Consider the following 6,160-nt stretch of genomic DNA (forward strand, 5'->3'; position numbering starts at 1 on the left):
CCTGCTGGCCGATCTTGACGTCGAGTTTCCCCTTGAGGAACGACTGCTGGTACCACAGTTCGAACAGGCGGGTGGAGCGGTCAGCCTCGAACCCGCTGACCGGGTTGAAATTGGCCAGGTGATCCTGCGAAATGGAACGTCCACGCGTCTGCAGTGCGCTGACATTGAACAGGCCGCCCTTCAGCCCGAACAGTTTTTCGGTATCGATGGTCAGCGTGGGCATGGTCACGCCGTCATAGGCTGGGCCAGTGCCCGAACCGGCCGCTCCATCGCTGCCTGAAGCCGATCCGCCAGTGCCGTTGCCCCAGACTTCATCGACTTCCTGAATGTCGAAGCTGATGCCGTGTTTGTACAGCCACGGGCGTGCGCCCCACATATTGCCCAGCAGGTTGCCGCTGGTATCCAGTTTGTCACCATCGCCTGCGGCCTTTTCTTCCGCATCGGCCTGCGCGCGTTCTGAATCGCGCACGGTGGCAGGGTCGATCTGTTCGACCAGCGGGGTGGAATTGCCAAGGCGGGCGCGGTCTTCCTCGATCTGGGTCTGGACCTGTGCAAAGCCGGTCACAGGAAGGGCCAGCCCGAAACATATGATCCATGATCCGGTGCGCAGGCGCTGTCGCATGCTGCCGAAGGGAAGGGCAGGAACGAAAAAGCTCGATCCCTTCAGAATACGCCGTGTCTGTTCCAGGGTCATGCTTTCCACCGCAACTGAGAATCACTATCAACAAGAATGACTCTCAATCACACTTTGACGCAAATCCGTCAACAGCAGGCGACATGCAAAAATTGCAATCCAGGTGTCAGCGCAAGAAAACTTTAGGTACACCTTCACTATTCAGGCAGGACATGATCATCACGCCCGTCCACAGACAGAGTGAAATACTTGCCCCCACCCGGCCGCGCAGCGAGATGACCGGATGCCCCCTAAGTACAGATAAATAAACCGAACGGTGGCACCACATTGCATTGAACATGGCCAGCGTGATCAGCAGCAGTTTGGGGGTCAGGTACGCCCGGCTGCCAATATGCACCGGATCATAAAAAAACAGCACCACACCCGTGACCATGGCGATGGCAAAGGTGATGTGCAGCGGACGGACCATCAACTGCGCGGTGGGGGCCAGGCGAGGCGCCATGCGGGGGTTGAGGATGCCAAGGTCAAACAGCATGTCCATCCCGAAAAACATGGCCATGCTGACGATATGCGCAATGCGGATCAGGTAATGGACCGGCTGCAGCCAGAAGTGCAGCATCCGGCTGTCCATTGCGATCAGGACCTCATAGGGCAATCGCATAAACGCGAGGGGATGGCTGATCATGCGGGTGGTCTCCGTGTGTATCGGACATGACATACCATCCGTTGACATTGATAACAATTATCATTATCAGATTTGTGTAATCAGCCGAAAGGGAATCTGCGATCTGTCGCGGCATTACTGTAATTAAAAAATAAAACATTATGTCGTGACTTGATGATCAGAGAGATGGAAACAGGCATCATGAATAAAAAGTTTTCTATACTGGCACTGGCTATCGCGGCGCTGCCCGTTGGTGTCACTGCGGCGCAGGCGCGTGAATATCCCATTGGCGGTCCTGTCCATGCGCATGACATGGAAATCGCGTCGAGCTACCTGACCGGGATCATGGTGGACCCCATGCCTGCCGGCATGCCCGACAATACCAGGCCCGATACCATCCACCTTGAAACCGACGTCCATGCCACTGCCGATAACGTGTGGGGCTACCCCGACGGGGCGTGGGTGCCGTACCTGACGATCGGGTATTCGCTGACCAAGGACGGCACGCCATGGAAGGCCGAAGGCACGATGCACTTCATGACCGCCAAGGATGGCCCCCATTACGCCGATAACGTGCAGATGGATGGCCCCGGTCGTTATACCGTCGTGCTGACCTATTCCTCGCCCGAGCAGAGCGGTTTCCTGCACCATGTGGACAAGGAAACCGGCACGCCGGGATTCTGGCAGCCGTTTACCGAGAAATTCAATTTCGCCTACCCCCAGAAGTGATCCCCGAACGGGGATAGGACCTCACAGGTCGGAGTAAAGTGATGAGACGGATACTGGACAGCTGGCGCGTGCTGGCATGCGGGATGGTGACGGCCATGGGTCTGTCAGCGGTGATCCCCATGGCACGGGCCGAAACCGTGACCGACCTTGCGGGCCGCAAGGTGGATGTCCCGGCCAGTGTCCATCGCATCATCCTGGGGGAAGGGCGGCTGATCTACGCCCTTGCCCCGCTGGAAAAACAGCATCTTTTTGATCGGATCGTCGGGTGGCAGGGAGAATTCCGCGGCGCGGATACCCAGAGCTATGACCAGTACGTCGCAACCTTCCCGCAGGCTGCGAACGTGGCGCTGATCGGCAAGACCACGGCGGATACGGTCAGCCCGGAACGGGTTCTGGACCTGCACCCCGACCTCGCCATCCTGACGGTGTCCGGCCATGGACCGGGGGCGGCGAGCGAACTAGTCTCGCAACTGGAAAGCGCCCATGTGCCGGTCATCTTTGTCGATTTCCGCGCCGATCCGCTGCATGACACCGTTACGTCCATGCAGATACTGGGAAAGGTCCTGAATCGTGAACACGAGGCGGCGGAATACCTGGCCTTCTATCAGTCGCATCTTAAGCATGTGACCGACCGGGTGGCGTCGCTGCCGCAGGCGCAGCGGCCAAAGGTCTTTATCGAAATGCTGGCGGCCATGCGTGAAAGCTGCTGCCATACGGCGGGCAAGGGCAACATGGGGGCGTTTATTGACGCCGCCGGTGGCCAGAACATCGCCGCCCCGCTGCTGCCGGGATATATCGGCGATATCGATCTGGAAAAAGTCATCTCCGCTGATCCCGACATCTATATAGCCGACGGCACCAAGGGACCGAAGGCCGCTGGGCCGGGCCTGCGCATGGGGGCGGAGGTCACGCCGGACGTCGCGCGCGCGTCCCTGCTGCGGGTGACGGAACGTCCGGGCATTTCCAGCCTGCGCGCGGTCACCACCGGGCATGATTATGGAATCTGGCATTCCTTCTATGATTCGCCATACAATATCCTCGCGGTCGAGGTCATGGCGAAATGGTTCCACCCCGACCTGTTTGGCGATCTGGACCCGGATGCGACGCAGAAGGAGCTGTACGCCCGTTTTCTCCCGGTCAGGCAGGAAGGGACCTTCTGGATCAATGCGCGTCCCTGATGATGACACCGTAACCGCGTTCCACGCCACTTCCCCCGACCTGTCGGATTTCGCCCGGCAGGTGCGCGGGTCCTACCGCATGCTGCTGCGGCGGCGTCTGGGGATTCTGGCGGTCATTGCCGGGTGTATCGTCGCATCGGTCGTGCTTGATTTCTGCCTTGGGCCATCGGGCCTGTCGGTGGGCGCGCTGATCCGCACGCTGCTGCACCCGCATAATGTCTCGGCGGGGCAGAGCGTCATTGTCTGGCAGATCCGCCTGCCATATGCGCTCATGGCCGTATGCGTCGGGGCGGCGCTGGGGCTGGCGGGGGCGGAAATGCAGACCGTTCTGGCCAATCCGCTGGCCAGCCCGTTTACGCTGGGGGTTTCGGCCGCGACGGCGTTTGGCGCGTCCCTCGCCATTATCCTGCAATGGAGACTGCCCGGTGTGCCGGATGCGTGGGTGGTGTCGGCCGATGCCTTCGTGTTTGCCATCGGGTCCGTCCTGCTGCTGGATATGGTGTCGCGCAGGCGCAATGCAGGGACGGGCACCGTTGTGCTGTTTGGTATTGCGCTGGTGTTTGCGTTCCACGCGCTTGTGTCCCTGTTACAGTTTGTTGCCAATGAAGACGCGCTGCAGGATCTGGTGTTCTGGACCATGGGCAGCCTGACGCGGGCAACATGGCCCAAGCTGGGGCTGCTGGCGGCGGCCTGCGTTGTGGTGGCGCCGCTGTCCTTTCGCGCGGCATGGAAACTGACCGTGCTGCGCATGGGGGAAGAACGTGCGGCCAGCCTGGGGGTCGATGTGCCGCAGGTTCGGCGGGGCGCGCTGCTGCGGGTCAGTATCCTGTCGGCGCTGGCAGTGTCCTTTGTGGGGACAATCGGGTTTGTCGGGCTGGTGGCCCCCCATATCGCCCGTCGCCTGCTGGGGGAGGACCATCGTTTCTACCTGCCCGGCAGCATGTTTGTCGGTGCGCTGGTTATGTCGCTGTCTTCGGTGGCGGCGCGCAACATCATGCCCGGTGTGGTGATCCCCACGGGTATCGTTACGGCTCTGGTCGGTATTCCGTTCTTCCTTGCCATTGTCCTGCGCCGGCAGGGGCTGTCATGACCGGCGGCCTGTTTGCGGAACATGTGACCGTCAGATACGGCCGGCGCATCGTTCTGGATGACCTGACGGCAGGACCGTTCCCCAGGGGCAGGGTATCGGCCCTGCTGGGACCCAATGGTAGTGGCAAGTCCACCTTGCTGCGTGCCATGGCGGGATTGGGGGAGGCGACGGGACGGGTCATGCTGGGGCCGGACGAGCTTTCAGGCATGTCGCTGGCGCAGCGCACGCGGCGTTGCCTGTACCTGCCCCAGACCCTGCCGGCCACCGTGCACCTGCAGGTGCTGGAATCCCTGCTTGCGGCCCAGAACGCCACGGGTGTGATGCCGGAAGTCACGGGCAGCGACGAAATTGACGCGGCCCTGCACATGCTGGACATATTCGGCATAGCGGATCTGGCCATGCAGTATATGGATGAACTGTCGGGCGGCCAGCGTCAGCTTGTGGGGCTGGCGCAGGCATTGGGGCGGCATCCGGATGCCCTGTTACTTGACGAACCCCTCAGTGCGCTGGACCTGCATCATCAGTTTGCCGTCATGGATGTACTACGTCGTGAGACCGAACGGCGTAACATCGTGACGGTCATGGTGCTGCATGACCTGAATATTGCCGTGCGCATGACGGATTACGATGTCATCCTGCGCAATGGTAAAATTATTGCAGCCGGCCCTCCACTTGATGTCATTACGCCTGATACACTAAGCCAGACCTATGACATTGTTGCCCGTGTTGAAACGTGCAGTCGTGGACTGCCGCATGTCATGGTGGACGGGCTAAGCTAGGGATTCCGTTGTTACGGAAACGGGCAGGGGAAAGGCAGGATGTGGGCGCATCCTGCCTTCTGTTTATTTATGCGCAATAATCATATAATTGTTACAAATAATGTAATATTCCTGAACACATTCTGTTGGCCGGGTGCCGCGGCATGGGTGATGTCACATAAATCTGAATGACGGGCGGGGCGGTTGGACAGGTATACAACTGATGCGTGTATTACTTGTATATGATTTCTGACCGGGATTAATGCCGGCTCTGTCATTTATGTAATAACACACGCCATGACCGGAATGCGCCATAAGTGGTGCAGGCTGTCCGCGATGATGTCCATATTTATATGTATATGGATATGTCAGTATGGCCCATCCTGGATGTCGTTATTTTAATATGTAATAACTGAATATTTTACGTTTGGATGTTGTGATAACTTCGGGCCGTAGCATTAAAATCAAATGAAAGAAAAGAAATTTCCATCATCCGTCAATGTGGCTGATGGCATGATATTCACTTTACATGATATTGAAAATAAACGGACTTCTGTCGATATGAAAAATTTTCCTTTTTTATATTGATTCTGGCATTTTGTTTTCATTCCGGATCGTTTATTACAGCAATCGTATGGGGAATTCCGGCTGCATTTTTTATATGATGTATTTGTAAAATAATGAAAATTCATTAACAAAAATTAGTAAAATTCGAAGTTGCGATAAATCTGTTCAATGGTTCCAGAGAAAAAATTGCATATCCTGCATGAATGCGATAATGGACGAGGTTATTGGCGTGTAATCAGGCGTGTGGGAACATGTGGACACACTGATATGCAACCTGTGCTGGCGTTGGTCGCGTGTGCGCCTGTAAGAGCCTGATCCGAAAGTTTTTGAACAATACCAGCCTGTTGTGATTCATCCGTCTTTACGAAGAGATGGAGTGAATGGTGACATGGACTGGTATTGCCCGACGTGAACATAGCCGGGAAGGACTGCGATATCCATCGGATATGATGGACGGGGAATGGGCTTTGATCGTGCCATTTGTGCCCCCTGCGAAACGGGGCGGTCGCCCTCGCACGACGGATATGCGCGAGGTGGTCA

The 6,160-nt window shown here is 57.4% G+C and carries 6 protein-coding genes and 1 pseudogene; 5 read left to right on the top strand and 2 right to left on the bottom strand.

The features are described 5' to 3' along the window. Together CFR80_RS16510 and CFR80_RS16515 are read right to left on the bottom strand one after the other, a co-directional pair. On the bottom strand, nucleotides 1–622 hold a 622-nt coding region (locus CFR80_RS16510), incomplete at its 3' end, for a carbohydrate porin (RefSeq protein ID WP_373636525.1). 178 nt (nucleotides 623–800) lie between these two features. Then, nucleotides 801–1,319, bottom strand: a complete 519-nt coding sequence (locus CFR80_RS16515; protein ID WP_010518181.1) for a hypothetical protein — start codon at nucleotides 1,317–1,319, stop codon at nucleotides 801–803. Nucleotides 1,320–1,484: 165 nt separating this feature from the next. Between CFR80_RS16515 and CFR80_RS16520 the strand changes: the two genes are divergently transcribed. The 5 genes and pseudogenes from CFR80_RS16520 to CFR80_RS16540 form a co-directional block, all read left to right on the top strand. Further along, nucleotides 1,485–2,027, top strand: coding sequence for an iron transporter (locus tag CFR80_RS16520; protein ID WP_010518179.1), 543 nt, complete (start codon nucleotides 1,485–1,487; stop codon nucleotides 2,025–2,027). 41 nt (nucleotides 2,028–2,068) lie between these two features. Beyond that, nucleotides 2,069–3,205: an ABC transporter substrate-binding protein gene (locus tag CFR80_RS16525; RefSeq protein ID WP_010516246.1), complete on the top strand. Its 1,137-nt coding sequence runs from the start codon at nucleotides 2,069–2,071 to the stop codon at nucleotides 3,203–3,205. Further along, nucleotides 3,192–4,295 (top strand): FecCD family ABC transporter permease, encoded by a 1,104-nt coding sequence (locus CFR80_RS16530; protein ID WP_110507738.1) that lies wholly within the window; start codon nucleotides 3,192–3,194, stop codon nucleotides 4,293–4,295. Before CFR80_RS16525 ends, CFR80_RS16530 begins: the two co-directional genes overlap by 14 nt. Next, complete coding sequence (locus CFR80_RS16535; protein WP_010516244.1) at nucleotides 4,292–5,074, top strand: ABC transporter ATP-binding protein; 783 nt, start codon at nucleotides 4,292–4,294, stop codon at nucleotides 5,072–5,074. The genes CFR80_RS16530 and CFR80_RS16535 overlap by 4 nt, the downstream gene beginning before the upstream one ends. A 926-nt stretch (nucleotides 5,075–6,000) precedes the next feature. Next, nucleotides 6,001–6,160, top strand: a pseudogene (locus tag CFR80_RS16540) (IS5/IS1182 family transposase); the annotation flags it as partial.

The sequence above is a fragment of the Komagataeibacter oboediens genome, assembly GCF_003207815.1.
Taxonomy (GTDB): Bacteria; Pseudomonadota; Alphaproteobacteria; order Acetobacterales; family Acetobacteraceae; genus Komagataeibacter; species Komagataeibacter oboediens.